24 protein-coding genes and 2 pseudogenes are annotated in these 20,872 nt (G+C 42.3%); 17 read left to right on the forward strand and 9 right to left on the reverse strand.

Going from position 1 to position 20,872, the window contains the following annotated elements; genetic code table 11:
- Positions 1–2: 2 nt before the first annotated feature.
- Entirely contained in the window at positions 3–1,367 is a 1,365-nt protein-coding gene (locus HT687_RS09785; RefSeq protein WP_023936333.1) for an aspartate kinase, read from the reverse strand.
- A 187-nt stretch (positions 1,368–1,554) separates the two neighbouring features.
- Between HT687_RS09785 and HT687_RS12235 the strand changes: the two genes are divergently transcribed.
- From HT687_RS12235 to HT687_RS09850, 14 genes are all read left to right on the forward strand, one after another.
- Positions 1,555–1,677 (forward strand): hypothetical protein, encoded by a 123-nt coding sequence (locus HT687_RS12235; RefSeq protein WP_001839798.1) that lies wholly within the window; start codon positions 1,555–1,557, stop codon positions 1,675–1,677.
- Between the two features lie 59 nt (positions 1,678–1,736).
- The gene (locus HT687_RS09790; RefSeq protein WP_000400065.1) at positions 1,737–2,522 is read left to right on the forward strand and encodes an enoyl-CoA hydratase; all 786 of its coding nucleotides are present in this window, start codon (positions 1,737–1,739) and stop codon (positions 2,520–2,522) included.
- A gap of 93 nt (positions 2,523–2,615) precedes the next feature.
- Positions 2,616–3,050, forward strand: a complete 435-nt coding sequence (locus HT687_RS09795) for a MarR family transcriptional regulator (RefSeq protein ID WP_000386348.1) — start codon at positions 2,616–2,618, stop codon at positions 3,048–3,050.
- Positions 3,050–4,024 carry a beta-ketoacyl-ACP synthase III gene (locus HT687_RS09800; RefSeq protein ID WP_000852944.1) on the forward strand — a complete coding sequence of 325 codons (975 nt, stop codon included), beginning with the start codon at positions 3,050–3,052 and terminating at the stop codon, positions 4,022–4,024. Before HT687_RS09795 ends, HT687_RS09800 begins: the two co-directional genes overlap by 1 nt.
- Before the next feature lie 58 nt (positions 4,025–4,082).
- Positions 4,083–4,307 (forward strand): acyl carrier protein, encoded by a 225-nt coding sequence (locus HT687_RS09805; protein ID WP_000257838.1) that lies wholly within the window; start codon positions 4,083–4,085, stop codon positions 4,305–4,307.
- A gap of 222 nt (positions 4,308–4,529) precedes the next feature.
- The gene (gene fabK, locus HT687_RS09810) at positions 4,530–5,504 is read left to right on the forward strand and encodes an enoyl-[acyl-carrier-protein] reductase FabK (RefSeq protein ID WP_023936336.1); all 975 of its coding nucleotides are present in this window, start codon (positions 4,530–4,532) and stop codon (positions 5,502–5,504) included.
- Positions 5,497–6,417, forward strand: a complete 921-nt coding sequence (gene fabD / locus HT687_RS09815; RefSeq protein WP_023933124.1) for an ACP S-malonyltransferase — start codon at positions 5,497–5,499, stop codon at positions 6,415–6,417. The genes fabK and fabD overlap by 8 nt, the downstream gene beginning before the upstream one ends.
- A gap of 33 nt (positions 6,418–6,450) precedes the next feature.
- Complete coding sequence (gene fabG / locus HT687_RS09820) at positions 6,451–7,182, forward strand: 3-oxoacyl-[acyl-carrier-protein] reductase (RefSeq protein ID WP_023933126.1); 732 nt, start codon at positions 6,451–6,453, stop codon at positions 7,180–7,182.
- Positions 7,183–7,203: 21 nt separating this feature from the next.
- On the forward strand, positions 7,204–8,439 hold the full coding sequence (fabF, locus tag HT687_RS09825) for a beta-ketoacyl-ACP synthase II (protein WP_000774063.1): 1,236 nt from the start codon (positions 7,204–7,206) through the stop codon (positions 8,437–8,439).
- 2 nt (positions 8,440–8,441) lie between these two features.
- Positions 8,442–8,927 carry an acetyl-CoA carboxylase biotin carboxyl carrier protein gene (accB, locus tag HT687_RS09830; RefSeq protein ID WP_023936338.1) on the forward strand — a complete coding sequence of 162 codons (486 nt, stop codon included), beginning with the start codon at positions 8,442–8,444 and terminating at the stop codon, positions 8,925–8,927.
- Positions 8,924–9,346 (forward strand): 3-hydroxyacyl-ACP dehydratase FabZ, encoded by a 423-nt coding sequence (fabZ, locus tag HT687_RS09835; RefSeq protein WP_031233589.1) that lies wholly within the window; start codon positions 8,924–8,926, stop codon positions 9,344–9,346. Before accB ends, fabZ begins: the two co-directional genes overlap by 4 nt.
- Before the next feature lie 11 nt (positions 9,347–9,357).
- Positions 9,358–10,725, forward strand: a complete 1,368-nt coding sequence (gene accC, locus HT687_RS09840) for an acetyl-CoA carboxylase biotin carboxylase subunit (RefSeq protein ID WP_023933130.1) — start codon at positions 9,358–9,360, stop codon at positions 10,723–10,725.
- Between the two features lie 36 nt (positions 10,726–10,761).
- Positions 10,762–11,628 carry an acetyl-CoA carboxylase, carboxyltransferase subunit beta gene (gene accD, locus HT687_RS09845; RefSeq protein ID WP_023933131.1) on the forward strand — a complete coding sequence of 289 codons (867 nt, stop codon included), beginning with the start codon at positions 10,762–10,764 and terminating at the stop codon, positions 11,626–11,628.
- Positions 11,625–12,392 (forward strand): acetyl-CoA carboxylase carboxyl transferase subunit alpha, encoded by a 768-nt coding sequence (locus tag HT687_RS09850; RefSeq protein ID WP_001017397.1) that lies wholly within the window; start codon positions 11,625–11,627, stop codon positions 12,390–12,392. Before accD ends, HT687_RS09850 begins: the two co-directional genes overlap by 4 nt.
- A 113-nt stretch (positions 12,393–12,505) precedes the next feature.
- Here HT687_RS09850 and nusB read toward each other — a convergent pair whose 3' ends face one another.
- The 6 genes from nusB to gatC all read right to left on the reverse strand — a co-directional run bounded on the left by nusB (position 12,506) and on the right by gatC (position 17,236).
- On the reverse strand, positions 12,506–12,931 hold the full coding sequence (gene nusB / locus HT687_RS09855; RefSeq protein WP_000203649.1) for a transcription antitermination factor NusB: 426 nt from the start codon (positions 12,929–12,931) through the stop codon (positions 12,506–12,508).
- Positions 12,924–13,313, reverse strand: a complete 390-nt coding sequence (locus HT687_RS09860) for an Asp23/Gls24 family envelope stress response protein (protein WP_000510572.1) — start codon at positions 13,311–13,313, stop codon at positions 12,924–12,926. Before HT687_RS09860 ends, nusB begins: the two co-directional genes overlap by 8 nt.
- A 21-nt stretch (positions 13,314–13,334) precedes the next feature.
- Positions 13,335–13,895: an elongation factor P gene (gene efp, locus HT687_RS09865; RefSeq protein WP_000568643.1), complete on the reverse strand. Its 561-nt coding sequence runs from the start codon at positions 13,893–13,895 to the stop codon at positions 13,335–13,337.
- A gap of 130 nt (positions 13,896–14,025) precedes the next feature.
- The gene (gene gatB / locus HT687_RS09870) at positions 14,026–15,468 is read right to left on the reverse strand and encodes an Asp-tRNA(Asn)/Glu-tRNA(Gln) amidotransferase subunit GatB (protein WP_023936344.1); all 1,443 of its coding nucleotides are present in this window, start codon (positions 15,466–15,468) and stop codon (positions 14,026–14,028) included.
- On the reverse strand, positions 15,468–16,934 hold the full coding sequence (gene gatA / locus HT687_RS09875; RefSeq protein ID WP_023936346.1) for an Asp-tRNA(Asn)/Glu-tRNA(Gln) amidotransferase subunit GatA: 1,467 nt from the start codon (positions 16,932–16,934) through the stop codon (positions 15,468–15,470). The genes gatB and gatA overlap by 1 nt, the downstream gene beginning before the upstream one ends.
- Positions 16,934–17,236, reverse strand: coding sequence for an Asp-tRNA(Asn)/Glu-tRNA(Gln) amidotransferase subunit GatC (gatC, locus tag HT687_RS09880; protein ID WP_023936348.1), 303 nt, complete (start codon positions 17,234–17,236; stop codon positions 16,934–16,936). Before gatC ends, gatA begins: the two co-directional genes overlap by 1 nt.
- A 212-nt stretch (positions 17,237–17,448) precedes the next feature.
- Here gatC and HT687_RS09885 point away from each other — a divergent pair, with 212 nt between their 5' ends.
- The 3 genes from HT687_RS09885 (at position 17,449) to HT687_RS09895 (ending at position 20,231) form a co-directional block, all read left to right on the forward strand.
- Complete coding sequence (locus tag HT687_RS09885; RefSeq protein WP_001025442.1) at positions 17,449–18,993, forward strand: peptide chain release factor 3; 1,545 nt, start codon at positions 17,449–17,451, stop codon at positions 18,991–18,993.
- A 753-nt stretch (positions 18,994–19,746) separates the two neighbouring features.
- Complete coding sequence (locus HT687_RS09890) at positions 19,747–19,944, forward strand: glycosyl transferase family 8 (RefSeq protein WP_031233590.1); 198 nt, start codon at positions 19,747–19,749, stop codon at positions 19,942–19,944.
- A 110-nt stretch (positions 19,945–20,054) separates the two neighbouring features.
- On the forward strand, positions 20,055–20,231 hold the full coding sequence (locus HT687_RS09895; protein ID WP_001816247.1) for a glycosyltransferase: 177 nt from the start codon (positions 20,055–20,057) through the stop codon (positions 20,229–20,231).
- A gap of 26 nt (positions 20,232–20,257) precedes the next feature.
- Here the strand turns inward: HT687_RS09895 and HT687_RS09900 are convergent.
- Both HT687_RS09900 and HT687_RS09905 read right to left on the reverse strand, forming a co-directional pair.
- Positions 20,258–20,398: pseudogene (locus HT687_RS09900) on the reverse strand (helix-turn-helix domain-containing protein); the annotation flags it as partial.
- 10 nt (positions 20,399–20,408) lie between these two features.
- Positions 20,409–20,872, reverse strand: a pseudogene (locus HT687_RS09905) (transposase); the annotation flags it as partial.

Consider the following 20,872-nt stretch of genomic DNA (forward strand, 5'->3'; position numbering starts at 1 on the left):
GCTTAGTCTTCCTTACTTTCTCCAAAAAAGGCATTGTAGAGGGCTTTAATTGCTGCTTTCTCTTGGTCTTTATTGACAACAAACATAATAGAAACTTCACTAGAACCTTGAGACATCATCTGGATGTTGATTTTGTTTTCAGATAGAGCGCGTGTCGCAGTAGCAGTCACTCCGATATGGCTCTTCATTTTTTCACCAACAATCATAATGATAGAAAGGTCGTGTTCGATTTCTGCATGATCTACTTTAGCCTTTTGAACCAACTGACGCAGGATTTCTTCTTCCTTGATGGGAGTTAGTTCGCGAGAACGGAGAATGATAGAAAGATTGTCGATACCTGTTGGCATATGTTCCCAACCGATGTTAAGTTCTTCCAGGATTTGCAGAACCTTGCGGCCAAATCCAACCTCACGGTTCATGAGGTATTTCGACATGTTAATGCTGACAAAGCCTGAGTCACCAGCAATTCCCACAACTGGAAATTCATCACTACTGTGTTTTAGAACGATACGAGTACCCGGATGGTCAGGGTTGTTGGTATTCTTGATAACCAGAGGAATTTTTCCACGGTAGGCAGGAAGAAGAGCCTCGTCATGAAGGACTGAGAAGCCTGCATAGGCCAACTCGCGCATTTCACGGTAGGTTAACTTAGGAATCGAGTGTGGTTGGTGAATGATTCCAGGGTGGGCTGCAAAGATACCATCAACGTCCGTAAAGTTTTCATAGAGGTCGGCTTTTACACCGGCAGCAATGATAGAACCTGTAATGTCTGATCCTCCACGTGAGAAGGTACAGATTTGATTTTCCTTAGTGACACCAAAGAAACCAGGAATGACAAGGACTTCATTGGTGTTTGTCAATTCTTCAATCTTGTCATAACTTGATGGAATGATGCGAGCGTGACCAGGTTCACTTGTGACCACAATCCCAGCTTCTCTAGGGTGCATATAGCGTGCATCGATACCATTTTGGTTAAAGTAGGCAGCAATCAATTTGGCATTGTTATTTTCACCGGCTGCTAGGAAAGTATCGTAGAGAAATTCATTTTCTTCAATAGGAAGAGTGGCCAAGGCGTGAATGCTTTTAGAAATTTTTTCTAGCACAGCTGGTTTTAGTCCCAATTCACTAACCATAGCAGCATAGCGGTCGATAATCCAGCTTTGGCTCTTGCTAATATCGTTACCCGCAACATAGTCGCGGTAGTATTTAATCAGGGCATCCGTAACCTTAGTATCTTCAGCATTGCGTTTACCAGGCGCAGAAACGACTACAAAACGACGCTCTGAATCGCTTTTGACGATGTTTAAAACTTTTTCTAATTGACTAGCAGAGGCAAGAGAACTACCTCCAAATTTAACAACTTTCATAAGAACTCCTAAAGTAAGTATTTTATACGATTATAGCAGAAAGAAAGGCTTTTTTCAATGAAGAAAATAAGATGCTTTATAGGATAAAGCGAGCCTTTCCAATCGGCTGAGACACTTTCAGTCAATTTTTTCTTGCTTTCTGTTCCCAAAAAAGATATACTTTGAAAATAAAATAATTCAATACTCAATGAAAATCAAAGAGCAAACTAGGAAGCTAGCCGTAGTCAGCTCAAAGCACTGCTTTGAGGTTGTGGATAGAACTGACGAAGTCAGCTCAAAATACTGTTTTGAGGTTGCAGATGGAAGTTGACGTAGTTTGAAGAGATTTTCGAAGAGTATAAACTGCTTATAAAATAAAAAGGAGTCCAGATGGAACATATTATTTATCAGCTTGAAGAGGATTTGGCAATTATTACTTTAAACCGTCCTGATGTCGCTAATGGTTTCCATATTCCCATGTGTGAGGAGATCTTAGAAGCCTTGACTCTGGCAGAAGAAAATCCAGCTGTGCATTTTATCTTAATCAATGCCAATGGAAAGGTCTTCTCAGTTGGGGGAGATTTGGTAGAGATGAAGCGGGCAGTGGATGAGGATGATATTCCATCATTGACAAAAATCGCAGAGTTGGTCAATACGATTTCTTATAAAATCAAGCAAATAGCCAAACCTGTTTTAATGGAAGTTGACGGTGCTGTTGCAGGTGCCGCAGCGAATATGGCTGTTGCGGCAGATTTCTGTTTGGCGACGGATAAGGCTAAGTTTATCCAAGCCTTTGTTGGTGTTGGTTTGGCTCCAGATGCAGGGGGAATTCATCTCTTGAGCCGCAGTATCGGTGTGACGCGTGCTGCTCAATTAGCTATGACAGGAGAGGCTTTAACGGCAGAAAAAGCCCTAGAATGGGGGTTGGTTTACCGCGTTTCTGAAGCTGAAAAACTTGAAAAGACGAGAGAACAGCTTCTTAAAAAATTAAGACGTGCTTCAAGTAATTCCTATGCTGCCATTAAGAAGTTGGTTTGGGAGAGCCAGTTTAAAGACTGGCAGGGTTACGCTACTTTAGAACTGAACCTACAGAAATCCTTAGCTCAAACAGAGGATTTCAAAGAAGGAGTGCGAGCTCATTCGGAGAGAAGAAGACCTAAATTTACAGGAAAATAAAAAATACTTGCATCATTCTTTGAATTTTGATATAATTCTTTCTGTCAAATGTTTTGATTGTAAAAGTTTTTTGAAGAAGGAGGGATATGAAAAATGGACTACCAACGAATCAATGAATATTTAACATCTATATTTAACAATGTCCTTGTAATTGAGGAAGTGAACTTGAGAGGTAGTCGTTTTAAGGATATCTCCATCAAAGAAATGCATACGATTGATGTCATCGGTAAGGCTCCAGATGTGACTCCAAGTCAAGTGTCAAAAGAGTTGATGGTAACTCTTGGAACTGTTACGACAAGTTTGAACAATTTAGAGCGTAAGGGCTACATTGAGCGAGTTCGGTCAGAACAGGATCGTCGTGTGGTGCATCTGCATTTGACAAAGAAGGGGCGCTTGATCCATAGACTGCATAAACGCTTCCACAAGGCCATGGTAGAAAAAATTATTGATGGCATGAGCGAGGAAGAAATTGATGTTATGAGCAAAGGTTTGACTAATCTTTACCAATTTTTGGAGGATTTGAAATAATGGCTTTTGCAAAAATAAGCCAGGTTGCTCATTATGTGCCAGAGCAAGTGGTTACAAATCACGACTTGGCTCAGATTATGGATACCAATGATGAGTGGATTTCAAGTCGAACGGGAATACGACAAAGGCATATTTCAAGAACAGAATCTACCAGTGATTTGGCTACGGAAGTTGCTAAGAAACTGATGGCAAAAGCTGGAATAATAGGAGAGGAACTGGATTTTATCATCCTAGCTACCATTACTCCAGATTCGATGATGCCCTCTACAGCTGCTCGTGTTCAAGCTAATATTGGTGCTAATAAAGCCTTTGCTTTTGACTTAACCGCGGCTTGCAGTGGATTTGTATTTGCTCTTTCAACTGCTGAAAAGTTTATCGCTTCTGGTCGCTTTCAAAAAGGCTTGGTGATTGGTAGTGAAACCCTCTCTAAGGCAGTCGATTGGTCGGATCGATCAACAGCTGTGTTGTTTGGAGATGGTGCTGGTGGTGTCTTGTTAGAAGCTAGCGAGCAAGAGAATTTCTTAGCTGAGAGTCTCAATAGCGATGGAAGTCGCAGTGAGTGTTTAACTTATGGGCATTCAGGTTTGCATTCTCCATTTTCAGATCAAGAAAGTGCAGATTCATTTTTGAAGATGGATGGACGCGCAGTCTTTGATTTTGCCATTCGAGATGTAGCCAAGTCTATCAAGCAGACTATTGAAGAATCTCCTATAGAGGCGACAGACTTGGATTATCTGCTATTGCATCAGGCTAATATCCGTATTTTGGATAAGATGGCTAGAAAAATTGGTGTTGACCGAGACAAACTTCCAGCCAATATGATGGAATATGGCAATACCAGTGCAGCCAGTATCCCGATTTTACTTTCAGAGTGTGTAGAACAAGGTCTCATCCCTTTAGATGGTAGCCAGACTGTTCTTCTATCAGGCTTCGGTGGAGGCTTGACCTGGGGCACGCTCATTCTTACAATTTAGGTAATCATGTGGTGAACACATTGTTATAAAAAACTATTTATTTTAAAGGAGTCCTATCATGGCAGTATTTGAAAAAGTACAAGAAATTATCGTTGAAGAACTTGGAAAAGATGCATCAGAAGTAACACTTGAATCAACTTTTGATGATTTGGACGCTGATTCATTGGACTTGTTCCAAGTAATCTCAGAAATCGAAGATGCTTTTGATATCCAAATCGAAGCAGAAGATGACTTGAAAACAGTTGGTGACTTGGTTGCCTACGTTGAAGAGCAAACAAAATAATACTCAATGAAAATCAAAGAGCAAACTAGGAAGCTAGCCGCAGGCTGTACTTGAGTACGGCAAGGTGACGCTGACGTGGTTTGAATTTGATTTTCGAAGAGTATAAGCAGAATATAGATAGAAGGAGTAGGGAAACCCGCTCCCTCTTGTTTAGGCAATAGTTTGATTGTCAAATTATGACAGTATCGAACTATTACGTAAGCAAGAAACGATGGAGGCACTATGAAAACGCGTATTACAGAATTATTGAACATTGATTATCCTATCTTTCAAGGAGGAATGGCTTGGGTTGCTGATGGTGATTTGGCAGGGGCTGTTTCTAAAGCTGGAGGACTAGGGATTATCGGTGGGGGAAATGCCCCGAAAGAAGTTGTCAAGGCAAATATTGATAAGATCAAATCATTGACGGATAAACCCTTTGGTGTCAACATCATGCTCTTGTCTCCCTTTGTGGAAGATATTGTAGATCTCGTTATCGAGGAAGGTGTTAAGGTAGTGACAACAGGTGCAGGAAATCCTGGTAAATACATGGAACGTTTCCATGAAGCTGGGATAATCGTTATTCCTGTCGTTCCTAGTGTTGCTTTAGCTAAACGCATGGAAAAAATCGGTGCAGACGCTGTTATTGCAGAAGGAATGGAAGCTGGGGGGCATATCGGTAAATTAACAACCATGACCTTGGTGCGACAGGTAGCCACAGCTGTATCTATTCCTGTTATTGCTGCAGGAGGAATTGCGGATGGTGAAGGTGCTGCGGCTGGCTTTATGCTAGGTGCAGAGGCTGTACAGGTGGGGACACGGTTTGTAGTTGCAAAAGAGTCGAATGCCCATCCAAACTACAAGGAGAAAATTTTAAAAGCAAGGGATATTGATACTACGATTTCAGCTCAGCACTTTGGTCATGCTGTTCGTGCTATTAAAAATCAGTTGACTAGAGATTTTGAACTGGCTGAAAAAGATGCCTTTAAGCAGGAAGATCCTGATTTAGAAATCTTTGAACAAATGGGAGCAGGCGCCCTAGCCAAAGCAGTTGTTCACGGTGATGTGGATGGTGGCTCTGTCATGGCAGGTCAAATCGCAGGGCTTGTTTCTAAAGAAGAAACAGCTGAAGAAATCCTAAAAGATTTGTATTACGGAGCAGCTAAGAAAATTCAAGAAGAAGCCTCTCGCTGGGCAGGAGTTGTAAGAAATGACTAAAACAGCCTTTTTATTTGCTGGTCAAGGTGCCCAGTATCTAGGGGTGGGACGGGATCTCTATGATCACTACCCTATTGTCAAAGAAACGATTGATCGAGCGAGTCAGGTGCTCGGTTATGATTTGCGTTATCTCATCGATAGGGAAGAAGACAAACTCAATCAGACCCGCTATACGCAACCAGCCATTCTAGCGACTTCGGTTGCTATCTACCGTTTATTGCAAGAAAAGGGCTATCAGCCTGATATGGTTGCTGGTTTATCTCTTGGAGAATACTCTGCCTTGGTGGCAAGCGGCGCCTTGGATTTTGAAGATGCGGTTGCCTTGGTAGCTAAGCGTGGAGCCTATATGGAAGAAGCGGCTCCTGCTGACTCTGGTAAGATGGTAGCAGTTCTCAATACGCCAGTAGAGGTCATTGAAGAAGCCTGTCAAAAAGCTTCTGAACTTGGAGTGGTTACTCCAGCCAACTATAACACACCTGCACAAATCGTCATTGCTGGAGAAGTGGTTGCAGTTGATCGAGCGGTTGAACTTTTGCAAGAAGCAGGTGCCAAACGCTTGATTCCTCTCAAGGTGTCAGGTCCCTTTCACACCGCTCTCCTTGAACCTGCTAGCCAGAAACTAGCTGAAACTCTAGCTCAGGTAAGTTTTTCAGATTTTACTTGTCCCCTAGTCGGCAATACAGAAGCTGCTGTGATGCAAAAAGAGGACATTGCTCAGCTCTTGACGCGTCAGGTCAAGGAACCCGTTCGTTTCTATGAAAGTATTGGGGTCATGCAAGAAGCAGGCATAAGCAACTTTATCGAGATTGGACCGGGGAAAGTCTTGTCAGGTTTTGTTAAAAAAATTGATCAAACTGCTCACTTAGCTCATGTGGAAGATCAAGCGAGTTTAGTAGCACTTTTAGAAAAATAGACTAAAATAAGTAGAAGTTTTGAAAGGAAAAAAATGAAACTAGAACATAAAAATATCTTTATTACAGGTTCGAGTCGTGGAATTGGTCTTGCCATCGCCCACAAATTTGCTCAAGCAGGAGCCAACATTGTCTTAAACAGTCGTGGGGCAATCTCAGAAGAATTGCTCGCTGAGTTTTCAAACTATGGTATCAAGGTGGTTCCCATTTCAGGAGATGTATCAGATTTTGCAGACGCTAAGCGTATGATTAATCAAGCTATTGCAGAACTGGGTTCAGTAGATGTTTTGGTCAACAATGCAGGGATCACCCAAGATACTCTTATGCTCAAGATGACAGAAGCAGATTTTGAAAAAGTGCTCAAGGTCAATCTGACTGGTGCCTTTAATATGACACAATCAGTCTTGAAACCGATGATGAAAGCCAGAGAAGGTGCTATCATTAATATGTCTAGTGTTGTTGGTTTGATGGGGAATATTGGTCAAGCTAACTATGCTGCTTCTAAGGCTGGCTTGATTGGCTTTACCAAGTCTGTGGCACGCGAGGTCGCTAGTCGGAATATACGAGTCAATGTGATTGCTCCAGGAATGATTGAGTCTGATATGACCGCTATCTTATCAGATAAGATTAAGGAAGCTACACTAGCTCAGATTCCGATGAAAGAATTTGGGCAGGCAGAGCAGGTTGCAGATTTGACAGTATTTTTAGCAGGCCAAGATTATCTAACTGGTCAAGTGGTTGCCATTGATGGTGGCTTAAGTATGTAGCGAAAGCTAGAGGTGAAAAGAATGAAACTAAATCGAGTAGTGGTAACAGGTTATGGAGTAACATCTCCAATCGGAAATACACCAGAAGAATTTTGGAATAGTTTAGCAACTGGGAAAATCGGCATTGGTGGCATTACAAAATTTGATCATAGTGACTTTGATGTGCATAATGCGGCAGAAATCCAAGATTTTCCGTTCGATAAATACTTTGTAAAAAAAGATACCAACCGTTTTGATAACTATTCTTTATATGCCTTGTATGCAGCCCAAGAGGCTGTAAATCATGCCAATCTTGATGTAGAGGCTCTTAATAGGGATCGTTTTGGTGTTATCGTTGCATCTGGTATTGGTGGAATCAAGGAAATTGAAGATCAGGTACTTCGCCTTCATGAAAAAGGACCCAAACGTGTCAAACCAATGACTCTTCCAAAAGCTTTACCAAATATGGCTTCTGGGAATGTAGCCATGCGTTTTGGTGCAAACGGTGTTTGTAAATCTATCAATACTGCCTGCTCTTCATCAAATGATGCGATTGGGGATGCCTTCCGCTCCATTAAGTTTGGTTTCCAAGATGTGATGTTGGTGGGAGGAACAGAAGCTTCTATCACACCTTTTGCCATCGCTGGTTTCCAAGCCTTAACAGCTCTCTCTACTACAGAGGATCCAACTCGTGCTTCGATCCCATTTGATAAGGATCGCAATGGGTTTGTTATGGGTGAAGGTTCAGGGATGTTGGTTCTAGAAAGTCTTGAACACGCTGAAAAACGTGGAGCTACTATCCTGGCTGAAGTGGTTGGTTACGGAAATACTTGTGATGCCTACCACATGACTTCTCCACATCCAGAAGGTCAGGGAGCTATCAAGGCCATCAAACTAGCCTTGGAAGAAGCTGAGATTTCTCCAGAGCAAGTAGCCTATGTCAATGCTCACGGAACGTCAACTCCTGCCAATGAAAAAGGAGAAAGTGGTGCTATCGTAGCTGTTCTTGGTAAGGAAGTACCTGTATCATCAACCAAGTCTTTTACAGGACATTTGCTGGGGGCTGCGGGTGCAGTAGAAGCTATCGTCACCATCGAAGCTATGCGTCATAACTTTGTACCAATGACAGCTGGGACAAGTGAAGTATCAGATTATATCGAAGCTAATGTCGTTTATGGACAAGGCTTGGAGAAAGAAATTCCATACGCTATTTCAAATACTTTTGGTTTTGGAGGCCACAATGCAGTTCTTGCTTTCAAACGTTGGGAGAATAGATAAGTATGAATTTAAACGATATTAAAGACTTGATGACTCAATTTGACCAGTCAAGTTTGAGAGAATTTTCTTATAAAAATGGGACGGATGAGTTGCAGTTTAGCAAGAATGAAGCGAGATCTGTGCCTGAAGTTGCAACTCAAGTCGCTCCAGCACCCGTTCTAGCAACACCGAGTCCAGTAGCTCCTACATCTGCTCCAGCAGAGACTGTAGCAGAAGAAGTTCCAGCTCCAGCTGAAGCAAGTGTGGCTACTGAGGGAAATCTTGTAGAGAGTCCACTTGTTGGAGTGGTTTACTTGGCTGCTGGACCAGATAAACCTGCCTTCGTTACAGTTGGTGATAGTGTCAAAAAAGGTCAAACATTGGTCATTATCGAAGCCATGAAAGTCATGAATGAAATCCCAGCTCCTAAGGATGGTGTGGTAACGGAAATTCTCGTCTCTAACGAAGAAATGGTTGAGTTTGGTAAAGGATTGGTATGTATCAAATGATCGATATTCAAGGAATCAAAGAAGCCCTTCCCCACCGTTATCCTATGCTTCTAGTGGACCGTGTCTTGGAAGTGAGCGAGGATACCATTGTTGCTATCAAAAATGTGACCATCAACGAGCATTTCTTTAACGGTCATTTTCCTCAATACCCAGTTATGCCAGGTGTTCTGATTATGGAAGCCTTGGCGCAAACTGCTGGTGTGTTGGAGTTATCAAAACCTGAAAATAAAGGAAAACTGGTCTTTTACGCTGGTATGGACAAGGTTAAGTTCAAGAAGCAAGTTGTACCAGGCGACCAATTGGTTATGACAGCGACTTTTGTAAAACGTCGTGGCACCATAGCTGTGGTTGAAGCAAAGGCTGAAGTGGATGGCAAGCTTGCAGCCAGTGGTACCCTTACTTTTGCAATTGGGAACTAAGGAGGTTCTCCATGTTTCGAAAAATTTTAATTGCCAATCGTGGTGAAATTGCGGTTCGTATTATCCGTGCGGCACGTGAATTGGGGATTGCGACGGTAGCGGTTTATTCAACTGCTGATAAGGAAGCCCTCCATACGCTTTTAGCAGATGAAGCGGTTTGTATCGGCCCTGGCAAGGCTACAGAGTCTTATCTCAATATTAATGCGGTTCTATCAGCTGCAGTCTTGACTGAGGCAGAAGCTATTCACCCAGGTTTTGGATTTCTCAGTGAAAATTCCAAATTTGCAACCATGTGTGAAGAGGTGGGAATCAAGTTTATCGGTCCATCTGGCCATGTTATGGATATGATGGGGGATAAGATCAATGCGCGTGCTCAGATGATCAAAGCTGGTGTTCCAGTCATTCCAGGTTCGGATGGAGAAGTGCATAACTCTGAAGAAGCTTTGATTGTTGCTGAAAAAATTGGCTATCCTGTTATGCTCAAGGCTTCAGCAGGTGGAGGTGGTAAAGGGATTCGTAAGGTTGAAAAACCAGATGACCTCGTTTCTGCCTTTGAAACTGCCTCTAGTGAGGCCAAGGCCAATTATGGCAATGGTGCCATGTACATAGAACGGGTTATCTATCCAGCTCGGCACATTGAGGTTCAAATCCTAGGTGATGAGCATGGACATGTGATTCACTTGGGTGAACGGGATTGTTCTCTTCAAAGGAATAACCAAAAGGTTTTGGAAGAAAGTCCCTCGATTGCAATCGGAAAAACGCTGCGTCATGAAATAGGTGCTGCTGCTGTTCGAGCGGCAGAGTTTGTTGGCTATGAGAATGCAGGGACTATTGAGTTTCTTCTTGATGAAGCAAGTAGCAACTTCTACTTCATGGAAATGAATACTCGTGTTCAGGTGGAACATCCAGTAACAGAATTTGTTTCAGGTGTGGATATCGTTAAGGAACAGATTCGCATTGCGGCAGGTCAGCCCCTGTCTGTTAAGCAAGAAGATATTGTCCTACGCGGTCATGCCATCGAGTGTCGTATCAATGCAGAAAACCCAGCCTTTAACTTTGCTCCAAGTCCAGGTAAGATTACCAATCTCTATCTGCCAAGTGGTGGAGTTGGCTTGCGCGTGGATTCAGCAGTTTATCCAGGCTATACTATTCCGCCTTATTATGATAGTATGATTGCCAAAATCATCGTACACGGCGAAAATCGTTTTGACGCCTTGATGAAAATGCAACGTGCCCTCTATGAATTAGAGATTGAAGGAGTGCAGACCAATGCAGATTTCCAGCTTGACCTCATTTCAGATCGCAATGTCATTGCTGGGGATTATGATACTTCCTTCTTGATGGAAACCTTCTTACCTAAATATCAAGAAAAAGAATAAAATGACTTTAAGAGTTTAAACCGAAAAGGGGAATCAATGGCTCTATTTAGTAAAAAAGATAAGTATATTCGAATCAATCCCAATCGTTCGGTTAGGGAAAAACCTCAAGCTAAGCCAGAGGTTCCAGATGAATTATTTTCCCAGTGTCCAGGCTGTAAGCATACCATTTATCAGAAGGATCTGGGAAGTGAGCGTATCTGTCCGCACTGTAGCTATACCTTTCGTATTTCTGCCCAAGAACGCTTGGCTTTGATGATTGATATGGGAACCTTCAAGGAATTGTTTACAGGGATTGAAAGCAAGGATCCCTTGCATTTCCCTGGTTATCAAAAGAAACTAGCAACTATGCGTGAAAAAACAGGTCTGGATGAAGCCGTTGTGACAGGAACAGCTCTTATAAAAGGTCAGACTGTGGCTCTTGGGATTATGGATTCTAACTTTATCATGGCTTCTATGGGTACGGTTGTAGGTGAAAAAATCACTCGTTTGTTTGAGTATGCGACTGTCGAAAAATTGCCAGTTGTCCTATTCACAGCCTCTGGTGGAGCCCGTATGCAGGAAGGAATCATGAGTCTCATGCAGATGGCTAAGATCTCTGCGGCGGTTAAACGCCATTCAAATGCTGGTCTCTTTTACCTGACCATTTTGACAGATCCAACGACTGGTGGTGTGACAGCTTCTTTCGCTATGGAAGGCGATATCATTCTGGCTGAACCACAGAGCTTGGTTGGTTTTGCTGGGCGTCGTGTCATTGAAAATACGGTTCGTGAAAGCTTGCCTGAGGATTTCCAAAAGGCAGAATTCCTATTAGAACATGGCTTTGTGGATGCTATTGTCAAAAGAAGAGACTTACCAGATATGATTGCTAGCCTAGTCAGATTGCATGGAGGGAGTCCTAGATGAATATTGCAAAAATAGTCAGAGAAGCGCGTGAGCAGAGTCGCTTGACAACCTTGGACTTTGCGACAGGCATTTTTGATGAATTTATCCAATTACATGGTGACCGTTCTTTTCGTGATGATGGTGCAGTTGTTGGTGGTATTGGTTGGCTTGGAGACCAAGCTGTAACAGTGGTTGGTATTCAAAAAGGCAAGAGTTTGCAAGACAACCTCAAACGGAATTTTGGCCAACCACATCCAGAAGGCTACCGAAAGGCACTGCGGTTGATGAAACAGGCTGAGAAATTTGGCCGTCCAGTTGTGACCTTTATCAATACAGCAGGTGCTTATCCTGGTGTCGGAGCGGAAGAACGTGGACAGGGAGAAGCTATTGCTCGCAATCTCATGGAAATGAGTGACCTGAAAGTTCCTATTATTGCCATCATTATCGGTGAAGGTGGTTCAGGTGGGGCTCTGGCTCTAGCCGTTGCGGACCGTGTTTGGATGCTGGAAAATTCTATCTATGCTATTCTCAGTCCAGAAGGCTTTGCTTCCATTTTATGGAAGGACGGAACTCGTGCCATGGAAGCAGCAGAACTGATGAAAATCACTTCCCATGAACTGTTAGAAATGGACGTGGTGGACAAGGTGATTTCTGAAGCAGGACTTTCTAGTAAAGAACTGATTAAGAGTGTCAAGAAAGAACTTCAAGCTGAGCTGGCTAGACTTTCACAAAAACCGCTAGAAGAGTTGCTGGAAGAACGCTATCAACGATTTAGAAAATACTAATACCTCAGAATACGCAAAAACTAGAACTGGCAGTTAGTTCTAGTTTTTATGTGGTTCTTACTCTGTATCAAGGACGAAGTAAAAGGTGCTTGGAAGACCAAACACCTTTTCGATTATTCATTTTTTTCTGTTACAAACTGGCTGAGCAGTCCGTTGATAAAGCGGGCTGATTTTTGATCTGAAAAATTCTTAGCGAGTTCAATAGCTTCATTGACTGCTACCAGCTGAGGTGTATCAAATGATGTGATTTCAAAGATACCCAAGCGTAGTAAGTTTTTTTCGACCAAAGTCAAACGTTCAACTGTCCAGCCTGACTTGAGGTGCTGGTTGATTTGTGTATCCAACTCGTCTTTTTGTGCTTGAACACCAGAAACCAAATTTAGAAGAAAGGCTGGGATTTGCACATCTGCATCTTCACGGTCATGTGTGTAGGCAAAGCGACAAGCTGTTTCCATATCTGTGTCGAATTCAAGGCTCATAAGAGCTTGAAAAGCGCCTTTACGAAGTTCGCGTCTAGATTCTAATAATGGACTAGTCATTGAGGAAGTCCTCGTTAAATAGATCTTTCAACTCTGGTTTAGGTGTTTTGTCTGGAACAATTCCTGTAACATGGATATTGACAGCAGAAAGTTCCACATCAGCCATATCATGGACAGCATCTTTGACTGCTTTTTGAATAGCAATAGCTACTTTTGGTACTTTCACACCGTACTCAAGATAGAGATAGATGTCAGCAGTTAGCTCTTCATTGTTTTCTTTTAAGTAGACGCCGCGACCAAGAGAGAGTTTTGATAGGGTGTCAGATACGGATTTATTTGAAAATGAGTGGACACCATCAACTTTAGCAGTTGCGATGGCAATGATTTTTTCAAGTACACGTGGAGCGATAACGATTTCGCCAAATTGTTCTTCAATTCCCATAGAATGACCTCTTTCTAGAGATTAGGCACGAGAAACGTAAGTTCCTTCTGCAGTGTTGATGATCAATTTTTGTCCAGCTTCGATGAAGTCTGGAACGTTGACAACAAGTCCAGTTTCCATGGTTGCTGGTTTACCAGAACCTGTAACAGTAGCACCTTTGATAGATGGTTGTGTTTCAGCAACTGTCAATTCAACAGTAGTTGGTACAGTTACACCGATTACTTCAGTTCCGTAGAATTGGATTTTCACATCAGAGTTTTCAAGGATGTAAAGCAACTCATTTTCAACATTTACGACTGGTATTTCGTATTGGTCGTAAGTTTCAGTGTTCATGAAGTAGGCAGTTTCATCCATTTTGTACAAGTATTGAGCTGGAACAGTTTCGATAATAGCTTGTTCGAATTTTTCTTCTGGACGGTAGCTTGTATCAAATGTAGAACCAGTACGGACATCACGCAATTTCATACGCATGATTGTGTTCCCTTTACCTGGTTTGTGGTGGCTAGCTTCCAAAACGCGGATCAATTTTCCGTCTGCAGTTTCAAATGTCATACCAGCTTTCAATTTGCTTGCTTCAATCATGTTTTTACCTCTTTAATAAATATTATTACTCTTCATTTTACCATAAAATCTTCTGGAAATAAAGCCAAAATAGTTATTGGGAGATGGTAGGGGAGAAAAAACCAACCTCAAGGCTGGTTTCTTTTACATATTAATCTTCTTTCAACTTCGCCAATTCCTGTGCAAGTAGTTTAAGGGCAACTTGTGGGTTGGCTTGGCCTTTGGTTGCCTTCATAAGGAATCCTGTAAAGGCCTTGTCGGAGTTACGTTTGCCTGACTTGAAGTCGGCAACAGCAGCTTCGTTATCGGCAAAGACTTGGTGGATGATTGGGATCAAGATAGCTGGATCTGAAATTTGAACCATACCTGCTTTTTCCACGTATTCACGCGCGCCACCGCCATTTTTAGCTAGATGGACAAAGACTTTCTTGGCAATCTTAGATGAAATAGTACCGTCTTCGATGATGGCAATCATTTCAACCAAGTTTTCTGGTGTCAATTCGATTTGTTCCAGTGTTTTACCTTCAGCATTCAAGAACTGAGCGACTTCCCCTTGGAGCCAGTTAGAGACTTGTTTGGCATCACCACCTAGGGCAACAGCTTTTTCAAAGAAGTCAGAAGTGACTTTATTAGCAGTCAACTGACTAGCATCGTAGTCTGATAAACCAAGGTCAGATACATAACGCGCACGACGTTCTTTTGGAAACTCTGGTAACTCTGTACGCATTTCTTCGATCCACTCGTCTGAAATTTCAAAGAGGGGTAGGTCTGGTTCTGGGAAGTAGCGGTAGTCTGCAGCACCTTCCTTGACACGCATGAGGATGGTTGCCTTGTTGGCTTCATCGTAACGGCGTGTTTCCTGGCGGATTTGACCACCTGAACGAAGGATTTCGGCTTGACGTTGAACTTCGTATTCAAGACCTTTGCGAACGTTTGAGAAGGAGTTGAGGTTTTTCAACTCAGTTTTGGTACCGAATTTTTCTTGACCATAAGGGCGAAGGGAGATGTTGGCATCCACACGCATAGAACCCTCTTCCATCTTAACGTCAGAAATGCCAGCGTACTGGATAACTTCCTTGAGGGCTGTTAGATAAGCGTAGGCTTCCTCTGGGGAACGCATGTCGGCTTCAGATACAATCTCAATCAAGGGTACCCCTTGGCGGTTGAGGTCAACGTAAGAGTAGCCATCTGTACCGTGGGTGTTTTTACCAGCGTCTTCCTCTAGGTGGGCACGTTCGATACCGATTTTCTTAGTCGTACCGTCTTCAAGCTCCACTTCAATCCAACCGTTATAACCGATTGGCTCATCAAACTGAGAAATTTGGTAGGCCTTTGGATTATCAGGGTAGAAGTAGTTTTTGCGGTCAAAGTGCATCTTTTTATGGATGTCCATGTTGAGGGCAAGAGCAGCCTTGATACCGGCATCGACAACACCTTTGTTGAGAACCGGCAGAACTCCTGGGAAAGACCAGTCAATCACGTTAGTGTTGGCGTTTTGGTCATTTCCAAAGTGGGCAGAAGTAGGTGAGAAGATTTTTGAATTGGTGTTGAGCTCTACGTGGACTTCAAGTCCGATGACTGTTTCAAAGTTCATTAGTTGTCACCTCCAAAAATCACGGGTTGTTGTTTGTGGTAGTCTGTTGTTGCTTCAAAAGCAGCAGCAGCTTGGTAAATAGTTTCCTCAGAGTACTTAGGACCAATCAATTGCAGACCAACAGGTAGACCTTGAGAGAATCCAGCAGGAATCGAAATCCCTGGAAGACCTGCCAAGTTGACTGGTATTGTCAAAAGGTCAGCTAAGTACATAGCAACTGGGTCATGGTTGAGAGAATCCAAGTCATAGGCAACACTTGGAGCAGTTGGGCCCAAAATCAAGTCGTAATTTGCGAAGACTTTTTCGAAATCTTGGATGATAAGGGTACGGACCTGTCCAGCCTTCTTATAGTAGGCATCGTAGTAACCTGATGAAAGGCTGAAAGTACCTAGCATGATACGGCGTTTCACTTCTTCACCAAAACCTTGGCTACGGCTGTTTACATAGATTTCATCAAGGTTGATTGCATCTTCTGCGCGGTAGCCGTAACGGATACCGTCAAAGCGTTGCAAGTTTGATGAAGCTTCTGATGAAGCGATGATGTAGTAAACGGCAACACCGTATTTAGAGTGAGGAAGGCTGACTTCTTCGACGGTAGCGCCCAATTTTTCAAAGTGCTTAGCAGCATTCAGAATAGTTTCCTTAACCTCTGGGTCAATTCCTTCACCTAGGTATTCCTTAGGTAAAGCAATTTTCATGCCCTTGATGTCTTGACCAATTTTTGAAGTAAAGTCGGCAATGCGGACAGGGGCAGAAGTAGAGTCTTTGGAATCTTCGCTGGCAATCGCGTTGAGCAAGAGGGCATTCTCCTTAACTGTCGGTGCGAAAGGACCAATCTGGTCTAATGAGCTACCAAAGGCAATGAGACCGAAACGTGAAACTGTTCCGTAGGTTGGTTTGAGACCAACGATTCCGTTGAAGGCAGCAGGTTGGCGGATGGAACCACCAGTATCAGAACCAAGTGACAAGCGAACTTGTCCTGAGGCTACAGCTGCGGCAGAACCACTTGATGACCCACCAGGAACCTTGCTGTGGTCCCAAGCGTTTTTAGTTGCTCCGTAGTGTGAAGTTTCACCTGAACCACCCATAGCAAATTCGTCCATGTTGGTCTTTCCAACGACAATCATGCCCTTGGTTTTTGCATTGGCAACAGCTGTCGCATCAAAGATTGGCTCATAGTTGTAGAGCATTTTTGAGGCAGCAGTTGTGAGAATACCGTCTGTAGAGATGTTATCCTTAACAGCAAGTGGAATTCCTGAAAGGACATTGTCAGCATCAATTCCAGCTTCATCAATGGCTTTAGCTTGAACAAGAGCTTGCTCCTCAGCGATGGTGACAAATGAATTGAGGGCTTCCTCACGAGACTTGATATTTTCAAGTGTTGCTTGGGTCAATTCTGTTGCAGAAATTTCCTTAGAGACAAGGAGATTGTGCAACTCTTCAATAGTTTTATCGTTAAAAGTCATTAGGCATCTCCTCCATCGTCTAGGATAGCTGGCACCTTGATATAGTAGTTGTCTTTTTCAGGTACGTTTTTAAACAAGCGATCACGGTCTGTTCCTTCTTCGGTCACATCAGGGCGGAGTACAGTCTTGCGGTCAGCCATAGTCGTAGTAGGTGCGACACCAGTTGTGTCAACTTCGCCCAGCAATTCAACCATGTCAACAATCTTAGACAAGGTGGTCGCAAAGGCAGCAGTTTCTTCTTCAGAGAATCTTAATTTTGAAAGATTGGCAACGTGTGTTACCTCTTCTTGCGTAATTTTCATCTTGCATCCTTTCGTGAAATGATGATTTTTAGTCTGTTCTATTTTACCATATTTTCCTATAAATAAGGGAGGGGGAAGTGAAAAGAAATAGAAATTGAAAAAAATGCTAAAATCCGATATAATGAAGTGTTGAAAGGAATGGTAAAATCCAATGTAAAAATCATTCTTAGCTATTGAAACAAGAAAAATAGAGAATCAAAGAAAGAGAACTTATGAATATTCAAGAAGAAATTAAGAAACGTCGTACCTTTGCCATCATCTCTCACCCAGACGCGGGGAAAACAACCATCACTGAGCAGTTGCTCTACTTTGGGGGCGAGATTCGTGAGGCTGGTACCGTAAAAGGAAAGAAAACAGGGACTTTTGCCAAGTCTGACTGGATGGATATCGAGAAGCAACGTGGGATTTCGGTTACTTCATCTGTGATGCAGTTTGACTACGATGGCAAGCGCGTGAATATCCTTGACACACCAGGGCATGAGGATTTCTCAGAAGATACCTATCGTACCTTGATGGCGGTGGATGCTGCGGTCATGGTCGTGGACTCTGCCAAGGGTATCGAGGCGCAGACAAAGAAATTGTTTGAAGTTGTCAAACACCGTGGTATTCCAGTCTTTACCTTTATGAACAAGCTAGACCGTGACGGTCGTGAGCCACTGGACCTCTTGCAAGAATTGGAAGAAGTCTTGGGTATTGCGAGCTATCCGATGAACTGGCCAATCGGGATGGGGAAAGCTTTTGAAGGGCTCTATGACCTCTATAACCAACGCTTGGAGCTCTATAAGGGGGATGAGCGTTTTGCCAGTTTAGAAGATGGGGACAAGCTTTTTAGCAGCAATCCTTTCTACGAGCAGGTAAAAGATGATATTGAACTTTTAAATGAAGCTGGAAATGAGTTTTCAGAGGAAGCTATCCTTGCTGGAGAATTGACACCTGTCTTCTTCGGTTCGGCTTTGACAAATTTTGGTGTGCAGACCTTCCTTGAGACTTTCCTTAAGTTTGCTCCAGAACCACATGGACACAAGAAAACAGATGGCGAAATTGTGGATCCTTACGACAAGGATTTTTCAGGATTTGTCTTTAAAATCCAAGCCAATATGGACCCTCGTCACCGTGACCGCATTGCCTTTGTCCGTATCGTATCTGGTGAATTTGAGCGCGGTATGAGTGTTAACCTGCCTCGTACTGGTAAGGGGGCTAAACTGTCGAATGTGACTCAGTTTATGGCGGAAAGTCGTGAGAATGTAACCAATGCCGTGGCAGGTGATATCATCGGGGTTTACGATACAGGTACTTATCAGGTTGGTGACACTTTGACAGTTGGAAAAAACAAGTTTGAGTTTGAACCGCTGCCAACCTTTACTCCTGAAATTTTCATGAAAGTATCTGCTAAGAACGTTATGAAACAAAAATCTTTCCACAAGGGAATCGAGCAATTGGTGCAAGAAGGAGCTATTCAGCTTTATAAGAATTACCAAACAGGCGAGTACATGCTGGGAGCTGTTGGTCAACTTCAGTTTGAAGTCTTTAAGCACCGTATGGAAGGCGAGTACAATGCAGAAGTAGTCATGAGCCCAATGGGTAAAAAGACCGTTCGTTGGATTAAACCTGAGGACTTGGATGAACGCATGTCATCAAGCCGCAATATCTTGGCTAAAGACCGTTTCGACCAATCAGTCTTTCTCTTTGAAAATGACTTTGCTCTCCGTTGGTTTGCGGACAAGTATCCAGATGTAGAGTTGGAAGAGAAGATGTGACTCAGTACCAACAATTGGAACTAAAGTTCCTAATTGTTGGACGCTAGTCGCTATTTGGCGAACTAGCTAATTGCCTCACTAACTGAGTTTTACAAATGGAATTGATTTGTAAAACTCAGTGTCGTAGTTCAGTAAATTTATTTGATTGTGTAACAATCTAAGTAACTAACGAGTCTGGGACAAAAGTCTAACCTTAAATATAAAAAGCGAACAAAACAAGTTATCTGACACTCAGAATTCTGTTTTGTTTGCTTTTTTGTCTAATCTATCGATTTTAAAAACTTATAATAAAGAATTCATAAAATCAAAATCTTTTTGTCCCAGACTCTAGGCGCTCCACTAGTAAAGTTTTACGAATAATATCGATTCGTAAAACTTTACGTCGTAACTGGTAGTGAGCGGTCTAGCTAACTGCCTCACTAACTACGTTTGGCAAATAGAATCGATTGGTCAAACTACGTGTCGTAGTATAACAATCGGCTTACCTAAACGCTTCACTAGGAAAAATCCACGAATAATATTGATTCGTGGATTTTTCCGTTGTAGCAGAAAGTAGGTAGCCTAGCTAACTGCCTTACTAACTACGTTTGGCAAATGAAATCGATTTGTAAAACTCCGTGTCGTAATGTAAAAATTGTAAACCGTAATGAGACTTCATCTAAAATCTCCACTGGTATGGTTTTACGAACGAATAGGCGAAAATAATGCTTACGTAGAAACATATGATGGGAATAAAAAGAAATAAGATAAAGAGTGAAAGAAGAGAAAAAAGCGATTGTCTTAAGTGCAGATAATGCTTATATGGATAAAGTTGAAACAACAATAAAATCTCTTTGTGTTCATCATTATAATCTTAAGTTTTATGTTTTTAATGATGACCTTCCGCGAGAATGGTTCCAATTGATGGAAAAAAGACTAGAGACTTTGAATAGTGAGATTGTGAATGTTTAGATTGACAGTAGTATTCTGAAAGGTTATCGTCTCCCCTTTGCGGGACTTTCATATGCGGCTTTTTTAGGTATTTTATTCCAAAGTATGTAAGCGAGTCTCGTGTACTGTATTTGGATTTAGATATTGTTGTAAGAAAATCGATAGATGAGCTGTGGGATTTGGACTTGACGGCTATACCCTTAGCTGCAGTTAGAGATGATTTTTATACACATAATTTTAATTCTGGTGTTCTGTTAATCAACAATGGTATGTGGAGAGCAGAAAATGTCACGCAAGACCTGATTTAAGACACAAATAAAAAATCTTCCAATTCTCTGTTTCCGTGTCTGAAGGTTTCTTTGCCTTTCTGTTGATAGACTAGTAGCAGACGATTGATTTGTCTTTCAGAAAGATTAAGTTCGACACAGGCTTGTTTCTTTGTTTTCTTTCCTTGGGCAATAGCTGTTATAGTCATTTAGTTTTAAAAAGCGTTCCAAACATTCAAAAATAGTTGGGACTTCCCTTAATAAATCTGTTACTTTCTTTTTCAAGATAGCCCAAGCTTGCTCAATAGGATTCAAATCTGGTGAATAAGGCGGTAGAGGTAAGAAAAAGTGTTTATCTTGGATGCAGAGTTCATCCAAAATGTTCTTGGGATCAAAACTAGCATTGTCCATGATAATAACATGAGGTGTCTTCAAAGCAGGCAGGAGTTGCGTTTTGAACCACTCCACAAAGAAATCGCTTGTCCTGCTGTTCTTGTAAATCATGGGAGCTATAAACTCTCCGTCTACTTGTCCTGCAACAATTGAAGTTCGCTCAAAACGACGTCCGCTAATCTTTTCATAGACTTTCTCCCCTCTAGGAGCCCCTGCATAAGGACGATAGAGATAGCGGTCGATTCCTGTTTCATCAATATATACGATTGGTAAATCGTTTAGGTTATCCA

Origin of the sequence: Streptococcus sp. 1449, assembly GCF_013276805.1 — a bacterium.
GTDB classification, from domain to species: Bacteria; Bacillota; Bacilli; order Lactobacillales; family Streptococcaceae; genus Streptococcus; species Streptococcus pseudopneumoniae.

Bases quoted from the DNA above. Each gene is read 5' to 3' on its own strand.
- HT687_RS09785 (WP_023936333.1), bottom strand. From the start codon at position 1,367: ATGAAAGTTGTTAAATTTGGAGGTAGTTCTCTTGCCTCTGCTAGTCAA.
- HT687_RS12235 (WP_001839798.1), top strand. From the start codon at position 1,555: ATGAAAATCAAAGAGCAAACTAGGAAGCTAGCCGTAGTCAGCTCAAAG.
- HT687_RS09790 (WP_000400065.1), top strand. From the start codon at position 1,737: ATGGAACATATTATTTATCAGCTTGAAGAGGATTTGGCAATTATTACT.
- HT687_RS09795 (WP_000386348.1), top strand. From the start codon at position 2,616: ATGGACTACCAACGAATCAATGAATATTTAACATCTATATTTAACAAT.
- HT687_RS09800 (WP_000852944.1), top strand. From the start codon at position 3,050: ATGGCTTTTGCAAAAATAAGCCAGGTTGCTCATTATGTGCCAGAGCAA.
- HT687_RS09805 (WP_000257838.1), top strand. From the start codon at position 4,083: ATGGCAGTATTTGAAAAAGTACAAGAAATTATCGTTGAAGAACTTGGA.
- fabK (WP_023936336.1), top strand. From the start codon at position 4,530: ATGAAAACGCGTATTACAGAATTATTGAACATTGATTATCCTATCTTT.
- fabD (WP_023933124.1), top strand. From the start codon at position 5,497: ATGACTAAAACAGCCTTTTTATTTGCTGGTCAAGGTGCCCAGTATCTA.
- fabG (WP_023933126.1), top strand. From the start codon at position 6,451: ATGAAACTAGAACATAAAAATATCTTTATTACAGGTTCGAGTCGTGGA.
- fabF (WP_000774063.1), top strand. From the start codon at position 7,204: ATGAAACTAAATCGAGTAGTGGTAACAGGTTATGGAGTAACATCTCCA.
- accB (WP_023936338.1), top strand. From the start codon at position 8,442: ATGAATTTAAACGATATTAAAGACTTGATGACTCAATTTGACCAGTCA.
- fabZ (WP_031233589.1), top strand. From the start codon at position 8,924: ATGATCGATATTCAAGGAATCAAAGAAGCCCTTCCCCACCGTTATCCT.
- accC (WP_023933130.1), top strand. From the start codon at position 9,358: ATGTTTCGAAAAATTTTAATTGCCAATCGTGGTGAAATTGCGGTTCGT.
- accD (WP_023933131.1), top strand. From the start codon at position 10,762: ATGGCTCTATTTAGTAAAAAAGATAAGTATATTCGAATCAATCCCAAT.
- HT687_RS09850 (WP_001017397.1), top strand. From the start codon at position 11,625: ATGAATATTGCAAAAATAGTCAGAGAAGCGCGTGAGCAGAGTCGCTTG.
- nusB (WP_000203649.1), bottom strand. From the start codon at position 12,931: ATGACTAGTCCATTATTAGAATCTAGACGCGAACTTCGTAAAGGCGCT.
- HT687_RS09860 (WP_000510572.1), bottom strand. From the start codon at position 13,313: ATGGGAATTGAAGAACAATTTGGCGAAATCGTTATCGCTCCACGTGTA.
- efp (WP_000568643.1), bottom strand. From the start codon at position 13,895: ATGATTGAAGCAAGCAAATTGAAAGCTGGTATGACATTTGAAACTGCA.
- gatB (WP_023936344.1), bottom strand. From the start codon at position 15,468: ATGAACTTTGAAACAGTCATCGGACTTGAAGTCCACGTAGAGCTCAAC.
- gatA (WP_023936346.1), bottom strand. From the start codon at position 16,934: ATGACTTTTAACGATAAAACTATTGAAGAGTTGCACAATCTCCTTGTC.
- gatC (WP_023936348.1), bottom strand. From the start codon at position 17,236: ATGAAAATTACGCAAGAAGAGGTAACACACGTTGCCAATCTTTCAAAA.
- HT687_RS09885 (WP_001025442.1), top strand. From the start codon at position 17,449: ATGAATATTCAAGAAGAAATTAAGAAACGTCGTACCTTTGCCATCATC.